This is a genomic window from Micromonospora sp. SH-82 (assembly GCF_051132485.1).
Taxonomy (GTDB): Bacteria; Actinomycetota; Actinomycetes; order Mycobacteriales; family Micromonosporaceae; genus Micromonospora.
The window spans coordinates 5,583,992-5,603,718 of the sequence record NZ_CP148049.1; the positions used below are offsets into that span (position 1 = coordinate 5,583,992).

Annotated in this window: 13 protein-coding genes; 3 read left to right on the top strand and 10 right to left on the bottom strand. The window is 73.5% G+C overall.

Going from position 1 to position 19,727, the window contains the following annotated elements; all coding sequences use genetic code 11:
* Window positions 1-2 precede the first annotated feature (2 nt).
* A complete protein-coding gene (gene leuS, locus WHN02_RS24475; protein ID WP_434741017.1) occupies window positions 3-2,867 on the bottom strand; it encodes a leucine--tRNA ligase in 2,865 nt (954 codons plus the stop codon).
* 551 nt (window positions 2,868-3,418) lie between these two features.
* Between leuS and WHN02_RS24480 the strand changes: the two genes are divergently transcribed.
* The 3 genes from WHN02_RS24480 to WHN02_RS24490 are packed head-to-tail and all read left to right on the top strand — an operon-like array spanning window position 3,419 to window position 8,297.
* Window positions 3,419-4,471, top strand: a complete 1,053-nt coding sequence (locus WHN02_RS24480) for an AAA family ATPase (RefSeq protein WP_350896078.1) — start codon at window positions 3,419-3,421, stop codon at window positions 4,469-4,471.
* Window positions 4,472-4,473: 2 nt separating this feature from the next.
* Window positions 4,474-5,772: a DUF58 domain-containing protein gene (locus tag WHN02_RS24485; protein WP_434744053.1), complete on the top strand. Its 1,299-nt coding sequence runs from the start codon at window positions 4,474-4,476 to the stop codon at window positions 5,770-5,772.
* 53 nt (window positions 5,773-5,825) lie between these two features.
* Window positions 5,826-8,297 carry a transglutaminaseTgpA domain-containing protein gene (locus WHN02_RS24490; RefSeq protein WP_434741018.1) on the top strand — a complete coding sequence of 824 codons (2,472 nt, stop codon included), beginning with the start codon at window positions 5,826-5,828 and terminating at the stop codon, window positions 8,295-8,297.
* A 377-nt stretch (window positions 8,298-8,674) separates the two neighbouring features.
* On the opposite strand, the gene WHN02_RS24495 is transcribed toward WHN02_RS24490, so the two are convergent.
* The 9 genes from WHN02_RS24495 to WHN02_RS24535 form a co-directional block, all read right to left on the bottom strand.
* The gene (locus tag WHN02_RS24495; protein ID WP_434741019.1) at window positions 8,675-9,070 is read right to left on the bottom strand and encodes a DUF3040 domain-containing protein; all 396 of its coding nucleotides are present in this window, start codon (window positions 9,068-9,070) and stop codon (window positions 8,675-8,677) included.
* A 115-nt stretch (window positions 9,071-9,185) separates the two neighbouring features.
* Window positions 9,186-10,448, bottom strand: a complete 1,263-nt coding sequence (locus WHN02_RS24500) for a DNA polymerase IV (protein WP_434741020.1) — start codon at window positions 10,446-10,448, stop codon at window positions 9,186-9,188.
* 73 nt (window positions 10,449-10,521) lie between these two features.
* Window positions 10,522-11,679: an alkaline phosphatase family protein gene (locus WHN02_RS24505; RefSeq protein ID WP_434741021.1), complete on the bottom strand. Its 1,158-nt coding sequence runs from the start codon at window positions 11,677-11,679 to the stop codon at window positions 10,522-10,524.
* A complete protein-coding gene (locus WHN02_RS24510; protein ID WP_434741022.1) occupies window positions 11,676-12,443 on the bottom strand; it encodes a methyltransferase domain-containing protein in 768 nt (255 codons plus the stop codon). The genes WHN02_RS24505 and WHN02_RS24510 overlap by 4 nt, the downstream gene beginning before the upstream one ends.
* Before the next feature lie 52 nt (window positions 12,444-12,495).
* A complete protein-coding gene (locus WHN02_RS24515; protein WP_350896085.1) occupies window positions 12,496-12,669 on the bottom strand; it encodes a hypothetical protein in 174 nt (57 codons plus the stop codon).
* A gap of 162 nt (window positions 12,670-12,831) precedes the next feature.
* Window positions 12,832-16,275, bottom strand: coding sequence for an error-prone DNA polymerase (locus WHN02_RS24520; RefSeq protein WP_434741023.1), 3,444 nt, complete (start codon window positions 16,273-16,275; stop codon window positions 12,832-12,834).
* A gap of 159 nt (window positions 16,276-16,434) precedes the next feature.
* Window positions 16,435-18,147 carry a DNA polymerase Y family protein gene (locus WHN02_RS24525; RefSeq protein WP_434741024.1) on the bottom strand — a complete coding sequence of 571 codons (1,713 nt, stop codon included), beginning with the start codon at window positions 18,145-18,147 and terminating at the stop codon, window positions 16,435-16,437.
* Window positions 18,144-18,887 carry a hypothetical protein gene (locus tag WHN02_RS24530; RefSeq protein ID WP_434741025.1) on the bottom strand — a complete coding sequence of 248 codons (744 nt, stop codon included), beginning with the start codon at window positions 18,885-18,887 and terminating at the stop codon, window positions 18,144-18,146. The genes WHN02_RS24525 and WHN02_RS24530 overlap by 4 nt, the downstream gene beginning before the upstream one ends.
* A gap of 120 nt (window positions 18,888-19,007) precedes the next feature.
* Entirely contained in the window at window positions 19,008-19,457 is a 450-nt protein-coding gene (locus tag WHN02_RS24535) for an SAV_6107 family HEPN domain-containing protein (protein WP_434741026.1), read from the bottom strand.
* Window positions 19,458-19,727 lie beyond the last annotated feature (270 nt).

Below are 19,727 nucleotides of genomic sequence, written 5' to 3' on the forward strand. Positions count from 1 at the left end.
CCTCAGGCGACGACGGAGACCATCCGGCCCTTGATCACGATCACCTTGCGGGGCTCCTTGCCGGCCAGGACGGCGGCCACCGCCTCCAGGGCCGCGGCCCGGACCGTCGACTCGTCGGCGTCGGCGGGAACCTCCACCCGACCCCGGACCTTTCCGTTCACCTGCACCGGATAGGTCACCGTCTCGGCCACCAGGAGGGCCTCGTCGGCGGTCGGGAAGTCCACGTAGGTCAGCGAACCGGCGTGTCCCAACCGTCCCCACAGCTCCTCGGCGACGTGCGGGGCGAACGGGGCCAGCATCAGCACCAGCGGCTCGGCCACCTCACGCGGGGTGGCCGGCAGCCGGGTCACCGCGTTGGTCAGCTCGATCAGCTTGGCGATGGCGGTGTTGAACCGGATCCCGGCCATGTCGCCCCGGACCCCGTCGATCACCTTGTGCAGCAGCCGACGGGTGGCCTCGTCGGCCGGGTCGTCGACGACCCGGGACTCGCCGGTCTGCTCGTCGACCACCGCCCGCCAGACCCGCTGCAGGAACCGGTACGACCCGACGACCGCCCGGGTCTCCCAGGGGCGGGAGACCTCCAGCGGACCCATCGACATCTCGTACACCCGGAAGGTGTCGGCCCCGTAGGCGGCGCACATGTCGTCGGGGGTGACGACGTTGCGCAGCGACTTGCCCATCTTGCCGTACTCCCGGCGCACCTCCGTCTCGCCGTGCAGGAACCGGCCGTCGACCTCGACGACCTCCTCCGCCGGCAGGTACGCGCCCCGGGCGTCGGTGTACGCGTACGCCTGGATGTAGCCCTGGTTGAACAGCCTGCGGAACGGTTCGTACGACGACACGTGACCCAGGTCGTACAGGACCTTGTGCCAGAACCGGGCGTACAGCAGGTGCAGCACGGCGTGTTCGGCACCACCGACGTACATGTCGGTGCCGCCGCAGTCGCCCTCACCGCGCGGCCCCATCCAGTACGCCTCGTTCTCCGGGTCGACGAAGCGCTCGGAGTCGGTCGGGTCCAGGTAGCGCAGCTCGTACCAGCAGGAGCCGGCCCACTGCGGCATGACGTTGGTCTCCCGGGTGTACCGCTTCGGCCCGTCGCCCAGGTCCAGCTCGACCTCCACCCAGTCCTTGCGACGCGACAGCGGGGTCTCCGGTTCGCTGTCGGCGTCGCCGGGGTCGAAGGTCCGTGGCGAGAAGTCGTCAACCTCGGGCAGCTCGACCGGGAGCATCTCCTCGGGCAGGGCGATCGCCGCCCCGTCGGCGTCGTACACGATCGGGAAGGGCTCGCCCCAGTACCGCTGCCGGGAGAACAGCCAGTCCCGCAGCCGGTAGGTGATCGCCCCGGTGCCGTGTCCGGTCTCCTCCAGCCACCGCACGATTCGTTCCTTGGCCTCGGCCACCCCGAGTCCGTCCAGGTCCAGGCCGCGTTCCGGGGCGGCGCTGTTGATCGCCGGGCCGTCACCGGTGAACGCCTTGCCGGTGAACCCCTCGGTGGGCTGCACCGTCCGCACGATCGGCAGGTCGAAGACCTCCGCGAATTCCCAGTCCCGCTCGTCCTGGGCGGGAACCGCCATGATCGCCCCGGTGCCGTAGCCGGCCAGGACGTAGTCGGCGATGAAGACCGGGACCTCAGCCCCGGTGGCCGGGTTGACGGCGTACGCGCCGACGAAGACACCGGTCTTCTCCCGGTTCTCCGCCTGCCGCTCCAGGTCGGTCTTGGCCGCCGCCGCCTTCCGGTACGCCTCGACTGCCGCCCGGGGTCCGGCGTGCCCGCCGGTCCACGCCTCCTTCGTCCCCTCCGGCCAGGCCGTCGGCACCAGCGCGTCGACCAGTTCGTGCTCGGGGGCCAGCACCATGTAGGTGGCCCCGAAGACGGTGTCCGGACGGGTGGTGAAGACGGTGATGCGGGTCCCGTCCTCGACGGCCGACGCACCCGCCGCGATCGGGAAGGAGATGTGCGCGCCCTGGGAGCGGCCGATCCAGTTGCGCTGCATCAGCTTGATCGGCTCGGGCCAGTCCAGGACGTCCAGGTCCGTCAGGAGCCGGTCGGCGTACGCGGTGATCCGCATCATCCACTGCTTCAGGTTCCGCTTGAAGACCGGGAAGTTGCCGCGCTCGGAGCGGCCGTCGGCGGTGACCTCCTCGTTGGCCAGCACGGTGCCCAGCCCCGGGCACCAGTTCACCGGCGCCTCGGAGACGTAGGCCAGCCGGTGGTCGTCGACGATCGCCCGCTGCTGCGCCGGGGTCAGCTCGGCCCAGGGCCGTCCGTCCGGAGTGGACCGCTCACCTGCGGAGAACTCGGCGACCAGCTCGGCGATCGGCCGGGCCCGGCCGGCGGTCGGGTCGTACCAGGAGTTGAAGACCTGCAGGAAGATCCACTGGGTCCACCGGTAGAAGTCCGTGTCGATGGTGGCCACCGAGCGGCGCTCGTCGTGGGCCAGCCCCAGTCGGCGCAGCTGCGCCTTGTACCGCTCGATGTTCGCCACGGTGGTGGTCCGGGGGTGGGTGCCGGTCTGCACCGCGTACTGCTCGGCGGGGAGCCCGAAGGCGTCGAAACCCATCGTGTGCAGGACGTTACGGCCCGCCATCCGCTGGAACCGGGCGTAACAGTCGGTGCCGATGTAGCCCAGCGGGTGCCCGACGTGCAGGCCCGACCCGGACGGGTAGGGGAACATGTCCAGCACGTACAGCTTCTCCGCGCCGGCCCGGGGGTGGTCCGGGTCGGCCAGCGGGCCGGTGGGGTTGGGGGCGTGGAAGGTGCCCTCCCGCTCCCAGGTGTCCTGCCACCGGCGCTCGATCTCGCCGGCCAGTTCCGCTGTGTACCGGTACGGGGGGGTGTCGCCCGTCGGTGCGGCGGCCTCACTCATGGCGTCTCCTCGGCGCGGTGTTTCGGTGGAAGGTCGGCCCGCCGGAGCGGGCGAGGCTGGTCGGGAAGGTCTGCTGCGGACACGAAAAAGCCCCCCGCGCAGGAGGGGCCGCCGTGCTGTCGCGCGTGGTCAGCGCATCAGCACGGCCCGGTAAGAAGCAGGAAGACTCCGCCCATGTCCGGCAGTGTACCCCGGCCTCCGACCGCAGGTCGCCTCGCATACCACGTCGGGGGTCGATGACGCCAGTGGTGGTCGGGGCGGGCATCCGGATCCGAATTGAACCGGGACCGCCCCGGACCCGTGAATGCACGTGGAACAACCGGCCGTCACGGACTCCGTGGCGGGCACGGACCGTGCCGGGCCTGGGGGAATCCCCCTTCCCGGCGAATATCGGGGCGTAACCGGCTGTCTACCTGCGGGAGTCGGCGATGGCGCGAAACATGGTTAGCCTGAGAGACCAGTGAATCCTGCGGCAGACGAGGCTCTACGTCGCGAAACGAAGGTCCTGTGCTCGCTCAGAGCTGCTGTCGGAGGCGACGAGGAGGAGGCCCGTGACACAACAGACCTGGGACGAGGTGGGCGGCCTGCTGCCGCACGACGAGTTCCGCACCGCCAGCGAAGCCATCGTGGCCAACATCGAACAGGTCATCGAAGGCAAGACCGCCACGGTGCGACTCGCCTTGGCCGTCCTGCTCGCCGAGGGTCACCTGTTGATCGAGGACGTCCCGGGGGTGGGAAAGACCAAGCTGGCCAAGGCGCTCGCCCGCTCCATCGACTGTTCGGTACGGCGCATCCAGTTCACTCCCGACCTGCTGCCCAGTGACGTCACCGGGGTCAGCGTCTACAACCAGGAGACGCACGACTTCGAGTTCCGACCCGGGGCGGTCTTCGCCAACCTGGTCGTCGGTGACGAGATCAACCGGGCGTCGCCGAAGACCCAGTCCGCCCTCCTGGAGTGCATGGAGGAACGGCAGGTCACCGTCGACGGTGTCACCTACCAGCTGCAGACTCCGTTCATGGTGATCGCCACCCAGAACCCGATCGAGATGGAGGGGACCTACCCGCTGCCCGAGGCGCAGCGGGACCGGTTCACCGCCCGGATCGCCATGGGCTACCCGGGGCCGGAGGCCGAGCTGGCCATGCTGGACGGGCACGGTGCCGTCGATCCGTTGCAGGAGCTGCGAGCGGTCTCCGACGCGGCCACCGTCCGGGGGCTGATCGCCACCGTCCGTCACGTCCACGTGGCCGACGCCGTCAAGCAGTACGCGATCGACCTGGTCACCGCCACCCGGGAGGCCCCCGAGCTGCGCCTGGGCGCTTCCCCCCGGTCCACCCTGCAACTGCTGCGCACCGCACGTGCGGTGGCCGCCCTGGAGGGCCGGGACTACGTCCTCCCCGACGACCTGCAGGTGCTGGCCGTACCGGTGCTGGCGCACCGGATCATCCCGACCGCGGACGCCCAGCTGGCCCGGCGTACCACCGACGCCATCGTCTCCGACCTGGTGCACCGGCTGCCGTTGCCGCACGACAGGCAGCGTTCGCCGTACGACACCCGGCCGGCGGCCGGTAACGGCCGCCCGCCGTTCGAACCCCGGAGGCCGTGACCGTGCGTGACGGGCTGCGCGGCCTGACCACTCGGGGGCGCTCCTTCCTCGCGGCCGCCGTGGCGGCGGCCATCTCCGCCGGGATCCTCGGCGAGAAGGATCTGCTCCGGGTGGCCGTCCTGCTGGGCGTCCTGCCGTTGCTGGGGGCCGCCTACGTCGGGCGCAGCCGGTACAAGCTGGCGTGCAGCCGGTCACTGGACCCGCACCGGGTCCCGGTCGGGGCGAGTTCCCGGGTGGTGCTGCGGTTGCAGAACATGTCCCGCCTGCCCACCGGCACCCTCCTGCTGGAGGACCGGCTGCCCTACGCGTTGGGCAGCCGCCCCCGCGTGGTGCTGGAACGGCTCGGGGCACACCAGGCCAGCTCGGTGGCGTACACCGTCCGGGCCGACGTCCGGGGCCGGTACGAGGTCGGTCCGCTGGTGGTCCGGATGACCGACCCGTTCGGACTCTGCGAGCTGACCAGGGCCTTCCCCAGCACCGACAACCTCACGGTGATCCCGCAGGTCGTCGCGCTGCCGTCGATCCGCCTCCCCGGGGAGTACGCCGGCAGCGGCGAGAGCCGGTCCCGGTCGGTGGCGGTGCACGGCGAGGACGACGCGGCGACCCGGGAGTACCGGCGCGGTGACGACCTCCGCCGGGTGCACTGGAAGTCGACGGCCCGGACCGGCGAGCTGATGGTCCGGCGGGAGGAACAGCCGTGGGAGGCGCGGGCCACCGTGGTGCTGGACACCCGGGCCTTCGCCCACCGGGGCGACGGGCCGGCGGCGAGCTTCGAGTGGGCGGTCACGGCCGCCGCGAGCATCGCCGTGCACCTGCGGCAGGCCGGCTACAAGATGCGCCTGGTCACCGGTTCGGGGGTGGACGTCGACGCCGGTGAGGGCGCCGGGGAGGGACTGCTCCTCGACCACCTCGCCGACGTCCGGCTCGACAAGCACACCGAGGTCACCACGCTGGTGCAGCGGGTCCGTCAGCGCTCCGACGGGGGTCTGATCATCGCGCTGCTCGGGTCGCTGGACACCGCCGAGGCCGAGGTGCTCTCCGGGTTGCGCGGCAACGGGGCGACCTGCGTCGGCTTCCTGCTGGACAGCTCGGCCTGGCTGAGCCTGCCGGACCGGGCCCGCACCGAGGCCGCGCACGCCCACGACGCCTCCGCGCTGGTCCTGCTCCAGAGCGGGTGGCGGGTGGTCGGTGTGGGACACGGCGACCAGCTCGCGGCCCTGTGGCCGCAGACCGCCCGGGGCTCGCAGGGGTTCGCACTGCGGGCGGCGATGGCCGAGACGGTGGCCGGGGGCGTCAAGTGAGGACCTGCCCGTCGGGCAGGTCCTGAGATCCATCAGGGGAACGGAGTGCCAGCGTGACCGCGCACCGAAATCTCGGCTTCGTCGCCGCCATGGCGACGCTGCTCGCGTCGGCGCCGCTGTCGGCCATCTTCGAACGCTGGACGTGGTTGATCCAGTCCGCCGTGGTCGTCGCCGCGGTGGCCGCGGCGGCGATGGTGACCCGACTGCTGCGGGTACCGCTGTGGGGGCAGGTGCTCGGCATGCTCGCCGGGCTGCTGTTGGCGTTGAACTGGCTGTTCCCCGCCGGGTCCGGCCTGGCCGCCGTGGTGCCGACGCCGGCCACCTTCACCCACTTCGGCGAGCTGCTCACCACCTCGTTGGAGGACATGCGCTCGTACGGGGTGAAGGTCCCCGACACCGACCCGTTGCTGTTCATCGCCGTCCTGGGGATCGGCTCGGTCGCGGTGCTGGTGGACGTGCTCGCTGTCGGCCTGCGCAAGCCGGCCCTGGCCGGGCTGCCGATGCTGGCCATCTACTCGGTGCCGGTGGCGATCTACGTCGACAGCGTCCCCGCCGTGCCGTTCGTGGTCGGCGCGACCGGTTACCTCTGGCTGCTGGTCACCGACCACATCGACCGGGTACGCCGGTTCGGCCGCCGGTTCACCGGTGAGGGACGCGACGTCAGCGTGTGGGAGGCGTCTCCCCTGGCCGCCGCGGGCCGCCGCCTGGCCGTGGTGGGTGTGGCGGTGGCGGTGGCCCTGCCGCTCGCCGTACCCGGGATGTCCCACGGGTTGCTCACCCGGCTGAGCACCGGAACGGGGGCCGGTGCCGGGGGTGACGGCCAGGGTGGGTCACCCGGCCGGATCGACCTGTTCGCCTCCCTCAGCGGGCAGCTAACCCAGGGGCAGGTCACCGACTTCGTGAAGGTGACCACCAACGAGGAGAGCCCGTTCTACCTGCGCTACGGGGTCGCCGACGACCTGCGGTCGGACGGTTTCCGGGTGCGCAGCCCCAGCGGTCGGCCGGTCAACCAGGAGCTGCCCGACCCGCGGGGGCAGGTCCTGCCCGGCGTCGAGCAGCGCCAGTACCGGGCCACCATCGAGGTGACCCGGAACCTGACCATGCCGTTGCTGCCCACGTACGCCGAGCCGATCCGTACCGAGGAGCTCAGCGGGGCCTGGTTCTACGACCGGGACCTGCAGGTCCTGTTCTCCAACCGGGAGAACTCCCGGGGCAAGCAGTACTCGTTCGACTACGTCCGGTCCACCTACACCCCGCAGGTGCTGCGTCAGGCCCGGCCGCTGCCGGCCGAGAACGACCTGCGCCGCCGGTACACGGTCACCCCGGAGGTCCGCGAGGTCGAGGAACTGGTCACCCAGCTGACCCAGGGTGCCCGGACCGACTACGACAAGGTCCGCGCCGTCTACGACCACTTCTCGGCCGACAACGGCTTCACCTACCAGCTGACCACCGAGAGCGGGACCAGCGGCGAGGAGATCGTCGACTTCCTGAACAACAAGGTGGGCTTCTGCCAGCAGTACGCCGCCGCGATGGCCTGGCTGGTCCGGGCGGCCGGCATCCCGGCCCGGGTGGCGTTCGGCTTCACCAACGGCAGTGACCGGGACGGCAACACGTACACCCTGACCAACCGGAACCTGCACGCCTGGACCGAGGTCTACTTCGACCGGATCGGCTGGGTGCCCTTCGACGCGACCCCGACGTACGGGGTCCAGGGGTGGACCCGTTCGGAGTGGGCTCCGGACACCGACGCTCCGGAGCCGACGGCCCCGGAGGCCGACGCCCCGGTCACCCCGGACGACCCAGCGGCCTCCGCACCGGTGGACACCCCTGGTGGGGTGGAGGAGGACGTCGACCAGGGCTTCGACCCGGCCGGCGCGGCACCGGCCGAGGAGTCCCCCCGCTGGCCCTGGTGGACGCTGGCCGTCCTGGCCTCGTTCGCGCTGCTGGCGGTCCCGGCCCTGCGTCGGATGCTGGTCCGTCGGCACCGGGGTCGACCTGTGGTCGGGCCGACGGTGCGGACGGATCCGGCGAGCCTCGACGGGCCCGTCGAGGGGGGCCGGCCGGTGCTGGTGGAGATCGACGACGACCGGGCCCGGGCGCACGCCCACGCCGCCTGGGAGGAGCTGATGGACACCCTTGTCGACTACCGGGTCCGGGTGGACCTGTCGGAGACCCCCCGGGTGACCGCCGAGCGGCTGGCCGCCGACGCGCTGACCGGTGACGAGTCGGCCACCTCGGCGGTGCGCCTGCTCGGCCGGGCCGAGGAACGTGCCCGGTACGCCCGCAGCCCCCTGACCGGGGAGCCCCTGCCACCGGCCCTGGACACCGTACGGGGGGTGCTGGCCGGACGGGCCGACCGGCGGACCCGGGTGGTGGCCGCGGTCCTCCCGCCGTCGGTGCTGATGCGCTGGCGGATGGGGCTGGCGGAGTCCTCGTCCCGGGTGGTGGCCGGCTCGGGTCGGCTTCGCTCACGGCTGTTGCGGTGGAACCCCCGGCGGCTTCTCGCCGGTCGGGCCGGTCGCTGACCGGGGGTCCTCCGGCCCTGCCCCGACCTGGGCGGGGCCGGAGGCCCCCGTTGCCCTGCACGCTGTGGGTCGTCGGGTGGGTGCACCCGACGGGTCGCACCCGCCCGTCTCCCCCCGGGTCACCCGACGTCGACGTCGGGCGGCCGAGGGCCGGGGACCCGCGCCCGGGTGGGACGGCGGCGACCACTCCACGGGACGACCGGGGGTGAGCTGGTACCGGGGGTGAGCTGGTACCGGGGGTGAGCTGGTACCGGGGGTGAGCTGGTACCGGGGGTGAGCTGCTACCGGGGATACGACGACAGCTAGCGGGTCACCGGTTCGACCGGTGCCCGCTCCTGTCGTGCTGTCGGACCCGCCGCCTCAGCGGCGGGTCGTGCTCAGCGGTGCCCTTCCGGGCGTTGCCGCCACCGGTCCTCCATGCGGTCCAGCAGCGACGACCGACGCCCCGTACGGCCCCGGGGCCGTCGGCGGCTCGTCGTGCCACCCACCACGTGCAGGTCCGGCGCCTGCCCCTTGCGGTGCGACTGCACCGCGAACGCCGCCGAGGCCAACATCACCACGAAGCCCGCCACCGCCAACGGTGGGGTCTTGATGACCGCCCCGTAGACCAGAAGGGCGAGCCCAGCGATGATCAGACCGCCAGCGACGAGCAGGCGACGCCGCGCATGGAAACGCGGGTCGCTGGCACGCACAGCCGAGGCGAACTTGGGGTCCTCGGCGAGCGACTGCTCGATCTGCTCGAACAGCCGCTGCTCGTGCTCCGAGAGTGGCACGGCACTCCTCCCCGGTCACGTTGGTCGGCCCACACGGGTCGACAGACCGTGGCAGCCGTTCGGCTGCTTACCCGCCAGTCTACGAGGGGGGTCGCGCGTCGGAAAGCGGGACGACCTATGGCCGGGGCGGATTTTCGTTTCGGCGGGGTTCGGCCCGGCCCAACAGGCTGGCCGGACCTATGACGGACCGCCCGAATCGGGCAACTGCCGCGTCCATCGCGGCCTCCGCCTCCCGCCACCCCCGCTCCGGAGCACCCAGGGCGAGTTGCCGGGGAGTCCGCCCGGCACCGGCGAGTCCCTCCACCCGGACCCCGACCAACCGGATCGGCTCGTCCGGGTCGAGAGCGGTGAACAACGCCCATACGGTGTCGAACACCTCCCGGGCGGTGTCGGTGGACACGTCGAGGGTGCGGGACCGGTTGACGGTGCGGAAGTCGGCCATCCGCACCTTCACCGACACGGTCCGCCCCACCTGGCCGGCCCGGCGCAGCCGGGCACCCACCTTGTCGGCGAGGGCGAGCAGGACCCGTCGGATCTCCTGCCTGTCGGTCACGTCGGTCTCGAAGGTCGTCTCGGCCCCGATCGACTTCTCCACCTGCTCCGGGTTGACCCGGCGCGGGTCCTGCCCGGCGGCCAGGTCGCGCAGGTGGGCGGCGGCGGCGTCACCGACCGCCCGCCGGAGCATGCCGTACGGGGCCTCGGCCAGGTCACCGATGGTGGCCAGGCCCAGCCGCCGCAGACTCTGCTCCGACCGTTCCCCCACCCCCCACAGCGCCGACACCGGCAGCGGGTGCAGGAAGTCGAGGACCTGCCCGGCCGGCACCACGAGCAGCCCGTCCGGCTTGGCGCGGGTCGAGCCGAGCTTGGCCACGAACTTGCTCGGCCCCACCCCCACCGAGCAGGTCAGTCCCTGGTCCGCGACGACCCGTGCGCGGATGGTGCGGGCGATCTCCGCCGGCCGGCCGAAGAGTCGACGCGCTCCCGCCACGTCGAGGAAGGCCTCGTCCAGCGAGAGGGGTTCGACGAGCGGGGTGACGTCCCGGAAGATCTGCATCACCGCCCGGGAGGCGGCGGTGTACCGGGGGAAGTCAGGCGGGAGGTAGACAGCGTGGGGGCACAGCGCCCGGGCCCGCGAGGTGGGCATGGCGCTGCGGACGCCGTACCGCCGGGCCTCGTAGCTGGCGGAGCTGACCACCCCGCGCGGCCCGACCCCGCCGACCACGACGGGCCGGCCGCGCAGTTCGGGCCGGTATCGCACCTCGACCGAGGCGTAGAAGGCGTCCATGTCGACGTGCAGGATCGGGCACCCGGTGTCGTCGGCGTCCGGGCCGAACCGGGGATCACCCCCACCGCGTGGCAACGACTGGCTACGCCCCATCGCCGCAGGCTAACCCCCGGGTACGACACCACGTCGGCCGGTTCCCGGCCCGGTCGGCGTCAGGGCGGGCGGGTCAGCCCCGGATCGCCAGGAGCGGGACCGTCATCTCGGCTGCGGTGTCCGCACCGTGGTAGCCGACCAGCCGGGCCGCCATCGGCGACTCGGAGACCGACGCCACCACCACGTACGTGTCCCGGCAGACGACCACCACGTCACCGATGCGCCCCAGATGTTCCTCGGGGACCGGCCCGAACCAACCGGCGGCGACCGCCTCGGCGCGGGTGGTGACCTGGGCGGCGTCCCCGAGGACCGCCGACCAGGCGGCCACCACGTCGGCCTCCGCGCCCGGGGTCACGTGCAGGTAGCGGACCCGGGGTTCGCCGGTGACGAGCCGGAGCCCGGCGCTCAGCCGGGGGTCGGTGTCCAGGTCGAAGCGGTGCTCGACCGGAATGTCGAGCTGGCCGTGGTCGGCGGTGACCAGCAGGGCGGCGTCGGCCGGAAGCCCGTCGACCAGTCGGGCCAGCAGCCCGTCCAGCTCGGTGGCGGCGGTCCGCCACGGCTCCGAGTCCACGCCGGTGAGGTGACCGTGCCGGTCCAGGTCGGGGTGGTACGCCGAGACCAGGGTGGGGCCGGACCCGGCGGTGAGCGCGGTCAGCACCTCGACGGCGAGCGCGTCGAGGTCGGCGGCGCCCCGGAAGTCACCACCCCGGTTCGCGGCGAGGGTCAGGCCGCTGCCCCCGAACTCGGGGCGGCTGACGACGGTGGTGGCCACCCCGGCGGCGCGGGCCAGTTCCAACTGGGTGGGGACCGGCTGCCACCGCAGCGGATCCGGGTCGTCGGCCCAGGCGACGTGGGACAGGACCCGGTCGCTGCCGGGCACCCGGACCCGGAAGCCGAGGACCCCGTGGCGGCCCGGAGGCGCCCCGGTGCCGAGGGTGACCAGGCTGGTCGGGGTGGTGGACGGGAAGCCGGTGACGATCGGCCGCCCGACGGTGGCGGCCAGACCGGCGAGGGTCGGCGCGTGCCGGGCCACGACCGGGAGGTGGTACCAGCCGAGGCCGTCGACGAGCAGGACGGCGATCCGGCGTACCCCGGCGAGTCGGGGCGACAGGCCCAGCCGGTCCACCGCACCCGGGACCCCGAGCACGGCCAGCGCCCCGGGGAGCACGTCGGCCAGGCTGTCCCCGGAGTACCGGGGACTGATCCGGCTCAGCGGATGCGGATCGGTCATGCCGGTCGACGGGCGAACACGTGCAGCGCGGCGGCGAAGTCCCGGTACGGGGACCGACCGGCCAGTGCCCGTTCCAGCTCGACCAGGGCGGCCTGTTGGCTGTCGGCCACCGCGGCGGGCAACAGGTCGGCCAGGACGCGTACCCCGTGGATCTCCTCGACCACCGCCCCGGCGGACCGCACCAGCGCGGCGGCGCCGTCGGCGTCGAAACGGCGGCGCAGGGTGTCCCGGGGACCGGTGGTGCCGTTCGGGTCGGCGGCCAGGGCGGCGGCCGTGTCCAGGTGCCCGCCGGTGGCCCGGGCGAGCACCGCAGCGGCCCGGCCGGCGACCAGGACGCTCACCGCGCCACCGGGTCGCAGGGCGGCGACCAGCGCGGCCACCACCGGGGCCGGGTCGTCGACGACCTCCAGCACCGCATGACAGAGGACCAGGTCGACGCTGCCCGGGTCGACGAGCCCGGCGAGGGCGTCACCGTCGCCCTGTACCGCGTGGATCCGGTCGGCGACCCCGGCCTCGGCGGCCCGGCGGATCAACGCGGCGAGCGCGTCGGGGCTTGCGTCGACGACGGTGACCTGGTGACCGGCCTGCGCCAGCGGCACGGCGAACCCGCCGGTGCCGCCGCCGACGTCGAGCACCCTCAACCGGGTGTCGGCGCGGCGGTCCAGTTCGGCCCGCAGCACCGACCAGATCACGGCGGTACGCGGGGTCAACGGCGGCCCGGTGAGCGGGTCTCGGGTCTGCTCCACCCGGTCGAGCCTAGTCACCCCGGACGGGATGAGCCGGGCCCCCTCCGCCACCGGGCGCGCCGGACGGGGATCACGCCTGAGCAGTGGCGGGGAACTCCTCCTCGGCGCGGGAACGCCGGACGTTGGCCACCGGTCCCTCGGTGACCGCGTACTCACGGGGTTCGGAGTGGTGCACCGGCACCCAACCCGCGACGAGTCGGGTACGCCGCGCGTTGGCCACTCCGTTGTAGCCGTTGTTGCCCATCCTGTCGTTCTTCCTTTCACCGGGCGACGGGGTTACCAGATCTTCGCCGGTACCCGCGAGATCATCAAGATGATCCCGCAGGATGCCTACGCAGGGATCTCTCCTGGTAGGCGCTTCGGTAAACACCGCTGTGACATTGCCGACGCCACCGGTGCGGGCGGTTCACCGGAAGTCCCGGGAGGGCGGACGTACCGGGGCCTCGATCGCGTCGAGCCGGTCGGCGGTGAGGCTGGTGACCCCCTCGTGCCGCTGCAACCGGCCCCGCACCACCAGGGCGGCGCTGGTCCGGGCCACCCGGCGGTACCGCTGCCACAGCCCCGGCGAACAGGTCACGTTGAGCATCCCGGTCTCGTCCTCCAGGTTCAGGAAGGTCACCCCACCGGCGGTGGCCGGGCGTTGCCGGTGGGTGACGATCCCGCCGACCCGGATCCGGCGCCCCGGCTCCACCCGCCCCAGCCGGGCGATCGGCACCGCCCCGACGGCGTCGAGGTGGTCGCGGACGAACCGGGCCGGGTGGCTCTCCGGGGAGAGCCCGGTCGCCCAGACGTCGGCGACCAGCCGGTCCACCGCCGCCATCCCCGGCAGCATCGGCGCGTCGGCCCCGGTGACAGTGCCCGCCAGCCGGTCCGGCCGGTCCTGGGCCGCCGCCCCCGCCGCCCAGAGCGCCTCCCGGCGGGTCAACCCGAAACCGGCGAAGGCGTCCGCGGTGGCCAACGCCTCCAGCTGTCCGGCGGTCAGGCCGACCCGCCGGGCCAGATCCGGCATGTCCCGGTACGGCCCACCCGCCGCCCGTTCCGCAGTGATCCGCTCCGCCACCTCGTCGCCGAGGGTCCGCACCCCGGACAGTCCCAACCGGACGACCGGACCGCCGAGACCCCAGGAGTGGGGCGGCTCCCCCGGCCGACCGCCCCACCGGGTGCTCGGGGTGGCCTCCAGGGTCGCCCCCACCCCGCTGGCGTTGACGTCCGGACGGCGTACCTCGACACCGTGTCGGCGGGCGTCGTCGACCAGGGTCTGCGGCGAGTAGAAGCCCATCGGCTGGGCGTTGAGCAGGGCGGCCAGGAACGGGCCGGGATGGTAGCGCTTGAGCCAGGAGCTGGCGTACACCAGATAGGCGAAGCTCATCGCGTGGCTCTCCGGGAAGCCGTAACTGGCGAACGCGGTGAGCTTGCGGTAGACGTCGTCGGCCAGCTCGCCGGTGATCCCCCGCTCGGCCATCCCGGCGTAGAGCCGGTCGGCGATCCGCTCCATCCGCTCCACCGACCGTTTCGACCCCATCGCCCGGCGCAGCTGGTCGGCCCCGGCCGCGTCGAACCCGGCCAGGTCGATGGCGAGCTGCATCAGCTGCTCCTGGAACAGCGGCACGCCGAGGGTCTTCTCCAACGCGTTGCGCATCAACGGATGGGCGTACGTCACCGGCTCCTGGCCGTTCTTGCGTCGGATGTACGGATGCACCGACCCGCCCTGGATCGGGCCCGGCCGGATCAGCGCCACCTCCACCACCAGGTCGTAGAACTCGCGTGGCTTCAACCGGGGCAGAGTGGCCATCTGGGCCCGACTCTCCACCTGGAACACCCCGACCGAGTCGGCCCGGCAGAGCATGTCGTACACCTCGGGGTCGTCGAGGGTCATGTCGCCCAGGTCGAGGGTCGCCCCGATCAGGTCGTAGCCGTAGTGCAGGGCCGAGAGCATGCCCAGGCCGAGCAGGTCGAACTTGACCAGACCGACCGCGGCACAGTCGTCCTTGTCCCACTGGAGCACGCTGCGGCCCGGCATCCGCCCCCACTCCACCGGGCACACCTCGATCACCGGCCGGTCGCAGATCACCATTCCGCCGGAGTGGATGCCCAGGTGCCGGGGGACCGTCTGCAACTCGTTGGCGTACGCCACCACCTGCTCGGGAATGCCCTCGACGTCCACTGCCGCCACCGAACCCCACCTGTCGATCTGTTTGCTCCAGGCGTCCTGCTGTCCGGGCGAGAACCCGAACGCCTTGGCGACGTCCCGCACCGCCGACCGGGGCCGGTACGAGATGACGTTGGCGACCTGGGCGGTGTGCTCCCGGCCGTACCTGGCGTAGACGTGCTGGATCACCTCCTCCCGACGGTCGGACTCGATGTCCACGTCGATGTCGGGCGGGCCGTCCCGCTCCGGGGCGAGGAACCGCTCGAACAGCAGCCGGTGCCGGACCGCATCCACGTTGGTGATCCGCAGCGCGTAGCAGACCGCCGAGTTCGCCGCCGACCCCCGCCCCTGGCAGTAGATGTCCTGCTCCCGGCAGAACGTGACGATGTCGTACACCACCAGGAAGTAGCCGGGGAAACCCAGCCTCTCGATCATGTTCAGCTCGTGTTCCAGCTGCGCGTACGCCTCGGGGTGCGCCTCCGGCGGCCCGTACCGGTCCCGGGCGCCCTCCAGGGTGAGCCGCCGCAGCCAGCTCATCTCGGTGTGCCCGCCCGGCACCGGGTAGGCAGGCAGCTGCGGCGCGACCAGTTGCAGGTCGAAGGCGAGCTCCGCGCCGAACTCGGCGGCCCGGGCCACCGCACCCGGGTACGCGGCGAACCGCTGCGCCATCTCGGCCCCGCTGCGCAGGTGGGCGGTGCCGGCGGCAGGCAGCCACCCGTCGATCTCGTCCAGACTGCGCCGGGCCCGGACCGCCGCCATCGCGGTGGCCAGCCGCCGCCGTCCCGGGGTGGCGTAGTGCACGTTGTTGGTGGCCACTGTGGGCAGCCCGGCGGCGGTGGCCACCTCGGCGAGGGCGTCGTTACGGTCGGCGTCGACCGGATGGCCGTGGTCGGTCAGCTCCACCGCCACCATCTCCGCCCCGAACAGGGCGGTGAGCCGGTCCAACTCCCGGGCCGCCGCCTCCACCCCCTCGGTGAGCAGGGCCGCCGGTACGTGCCCCTTACGGCAGCCGGTGAGCACCAGGACGTGGTCCCGCAGCTCGGCGGCGATCTCCTCCACCTCCCCGTACTCCGGGCGCCCCTTCTCCCCACCCCGCAGCTGCGCCCGGGCGATGGTGCGGGCGAGGCGGGCGTACCCCTCGTGACCGTGGGCGAGCAGCAGCAGGTGGGTGCCGGGAGGATCGGGTTCCCCGTCGGGCCGACCGGGCAGCCCGAGGGAGAGTTCCGCGCCGAAGACGGTGGGCAGGTGCAACTCCCGGGCCGCCTCGGCGAACCGGACCACCCCGTAGAAACCGTCGTGGTCGGTGACGGCGAGGGCTGTCAACCCCAGCCGGGCGGCCTCCTCGGCCAACTCCTCCGGGTGACTGGCCCCGTCGAGGAAACTGAAGTTGCTGTGGGCGTGCAGTTCGGCGTAGGGCACCGTCTTCCCGGTCGACGGTCCCCCCGACCGACCGACCGGCGGTTGGTACGGCTGACGGCTGCGACTCCAGGCCGGTGCGTCCCCGCCGTCGGCGTCGACGGCGAGCGGATCCACCACGCGCAGATGCCGCCCCCCACCGCTGCCGTTTCCGCCGGTGCTGCCGCTGCCACCGTTTCCGCCGCTGCTGCCGGTACCGCCGCCGTCGGTGTTGATTCTGCCGGGGCGGCCGGAGAGCACCCGTTCCAGCTCCGACCAGGGCAACTTCGGGTTGTGGAAGCTCACCGGACCGGTCCCCCGGCGGGCTCGTCGCCTCCGACCGCCCCACCATCGCCGGAGCCGGGGCGCGACTGGATCTTGGAAGGTTCCGGCCCCTGGAGGGCGGGCCGGAACCTTCCAAGATCTACATGGTGGGGTCGGGAGGCGGGGGGACGGTGTCGAGGTTCAGTCATAGATCGCCTCCACCAGCCACTGACCGGCCTCCACCGCCAGGAGCAGGGCGGTACCGTCCGCCAGGCTCACCTGGAACCGGGCCCGTCGACGTCCCTCGTCCGGCGCCCACCAGCGCTCGTCCACCGGCCAGGGGCCGGCCCACCCGGTGATCTCCACCGGCTTGGCCGTGTCCACCAGCACCTGCGCCGGGGCGGCGGTGAGCTGGAGCCGGGCACTCACCCCGACCGGCTGACCGGCGACGTCCCGGACGCTCGCGGCGAGCGGGCTCGGCAGCACCACCGCCGGTGAGGGCGCCGGAAGCCGCCCCGGCCACGGCGCGATCGCCGGATCGCCCACACCGCCCGCCCTTCCGCTCCCCGACCCGGCCCCCGCCCCCGAACGGGTCACGTTCCCTGACCGGGTCCCGCTTTCCGACCGGGAGACGGCCCCCGACCGGGCGGCCTTCCCCGACCGGGGCAGGCTGGTCGGCCGCGGTGAACCGGTCTGGGGCCGTTCGTCGCCCCAGGGCACCAGACGGACCTGGTCTGCCGGGGCACGTCCGCCGCCCAGTACCGCGGTGACCACCGCCTCCGGGCCGAGGATGCCCTGGACCCGGTTGAGCGCCCGATGTGCCCTGGCCTGCTCCTCACCCGCCTCCCCCCACAGGCCGGGCTGCAGTCCGACCTGGGCGATCAACCCGTCGGGAACCAGCCGCAGCCGGACGATCCCGGCCGTCGGGCCGGACTGGCGCACCGGCGACCGACGGCTGGTCCCGGAGAGCCAGCCGTCGAGCTGCCACCGCACCCGGTCGGCGACGGCGGCGGCGGTGAGCAGTCCGTCGTGGCGCCACACCCGGTGCAGTTCCTGTCCGTGCGCGGTGACCGCCTCGATGCCGAGCCGGGAGCAGGCCAGACCGTGCCCGGTGAGTCGGTCGTGGAATCGTTCGGCGAGCATCCGGGCGGCGAAGGCCGCGGTGTCGACCCGGTCGAGCGGCTCGTCGTAGTCGGCGGTCACCGTCAGGTCGGCCGGGGGTTGCCGGGGGGCGAGGGGCCGGTGGTCCCGACCGGCGGCGAGCCGGTGGGCCAGCGCGCCGTCGAAGCCGAACCGGGCCAGGACGTCGCCGGGTGGCAACGCCGCGAAACCGCCCAGGGTACGGATCCCCAGCCGGCGCAGCAGGTCGGCCAGGGCCGGCCGGCCCAGCGCCTCGACCGGCAGGTCGGCCAGGAACCGAGGCGTCGCCCCCGGCGGGACGATCCGGCCGGTACGGGCGGCCAGCCCGGCGGCGAACGCCCCGTCGGCGATGCCCACCTGGCTCTCCACCGCGCAGGTCTGTGCGACGTGTTCGATGATCTGTTCGGCCGCCGCCTCCTCACCGCCGAGGTACCGGGCGGGACCTCGGGCGGCCACCACACAGGCCCCGGGCCGGGCCACCTCGACCCCGGCGACCAGGTCCTCGACGGCGGCCACCACCGGCTCGAAGGCGCTGGCGTCCCGGCCGGGGTCGTGCTCGACGACGGTCAACTGCGGGCAGAGTGCCTGCGCCTCCCGTTTACGCAGCCCTCGGCGTACGCCCTCGGCGCGGGCCTGCTCCGAGCAGACGAGGACCCGGTTGGCGCGGAGGACGGCGACCGGGCCGGTGGCCGGCACTCCGTCGACGATCTCGGCGGCCAGCACCGGCCAGTCCGGGCACCAGAGCAGCAGCATGCGCGACGGTGTGTCGGTCATCCGGCGCCGCCCGGGTGCGTCTGCCCGCCCGCTCGTACCGCAGAAGCGACCTGGCGGCCGGGGACGGCGGTCGGCGCGGGAATGACCCGGGTGAGGTGCTCCCCGGGTAGCCAGATCTTGATCTCCTTGGGTCGGGCGGCGGCCCCGCGACCCCGCGCGGCCACTGTCACCTCACGTCGCCGCAGCCTTCCCCGCCCCCGGCCGAGCCCCTCCCAGGCCCCCCGGACCACCCGCAGTGTGACGTCGGCTCCGTCCCACCGCCCGTACGGGACGAGCACGCTGCCCCGTTGTCGGGCCCGGGCGGCCAGCCGGTCGGCGACCGACGGGGCCACCGAACCCGGCACCGCCGTGACCACCACGTCCACCCCGTCGATCAGGGCGGCGACGACGGTCGGCCACTCCGGCCCGGGGTCCGGCACCAGGGCCAACCGGTCCAGGGCGATCCCCAGCTCGGCCGCCGCGCCGACACCGAAGGTCGGCACCCCCACCACCGCGCACCACGATCCGGCCCGGGACGCCTCGGCGAGCAGGGCCAACACCAGTGACGTGCCGCCACCGGCCCGGGGTCGACCGGTGGCGACCGCGACAGTGCTCCCCCGACGCAGGCCCCGGCTGGGCAGCAGACCGGTGAGTTCGGGAGCCACCGGCAGGAGCCGGTGGCTCCCGGCCGGGTCCGGCGCGCTCGCCGGACGCACCAGGCCGGCGAGCGCGGTGGAGCCGACCACCATGCGGCCCGCCATCGGAACTTCCCCCCGTCGTGCCGTCGAGTGTGGGTCTCTGTCGGTCGGTGCCGCCGCCCCCACCGACCGATGACTGTCGGTGGGGGCGGGCAAGCAGGTGGGTTCACCCGGGCGGCGGGTTCACGCGGCGAGGCCGTCGAGCGCCGGTTGGTGGGACACCCGCAGCGCCGCCTCCACCACGGAGACGAACTGTTCGGCGGCCCGGAGCAGGTCGTCGGCCTCCCGGGCGGTGACCACCCGGGGGATGCCGGCCTCGGCGGCGGCCCGCTTACCGGCGGCGGCGGCGAAGAAGGCGGCCCACTCGTCCAGCTCGGGGGCGACACCGCAGAGCAGGATCCAGACGCTGGTGATCCGGCCACGTCGGGTGGGTGCGGGGCGGGCGCGGACGGCGAGGACGGCAGCCGCCGCGCGCAGGGCGGCCAGGTGGGCGGCGGCGTAGCGCAGGCCGTCGGGGCGGGTCTGGGCGGCATCGGCCAACCCTCGTCGGGCCACCGCGAGAAGCTGGGGCGCAGTGCGGTGCGGCAGCGTGTGGGCGGGCACCGTCGGCACCGGAGCCGGGCTGGTAGGCATTGTCGTCTCCTCCGCGTTCGTCGATGCGGGCACCTCGGCGACGGCGGTTCGTCGGAACCGTCGGCCGAGACGACCGGGTCGATCGGCGCGGAGGAAGACGCGCCGTGGTGGTGACCGGCCGGGTGCGGAGCTTCCCCACACCACACCCGGCCGGCTGTACCGGCGGGTTCGCCACCCGCCGCCCGGGGGTCGTGGGCGGCGGGTGGCGTTCCTGCCTTGACGGCACCGGGCTCGCGACTGCCTGGCACCTGGCGCGGCCCGCGGAACCAC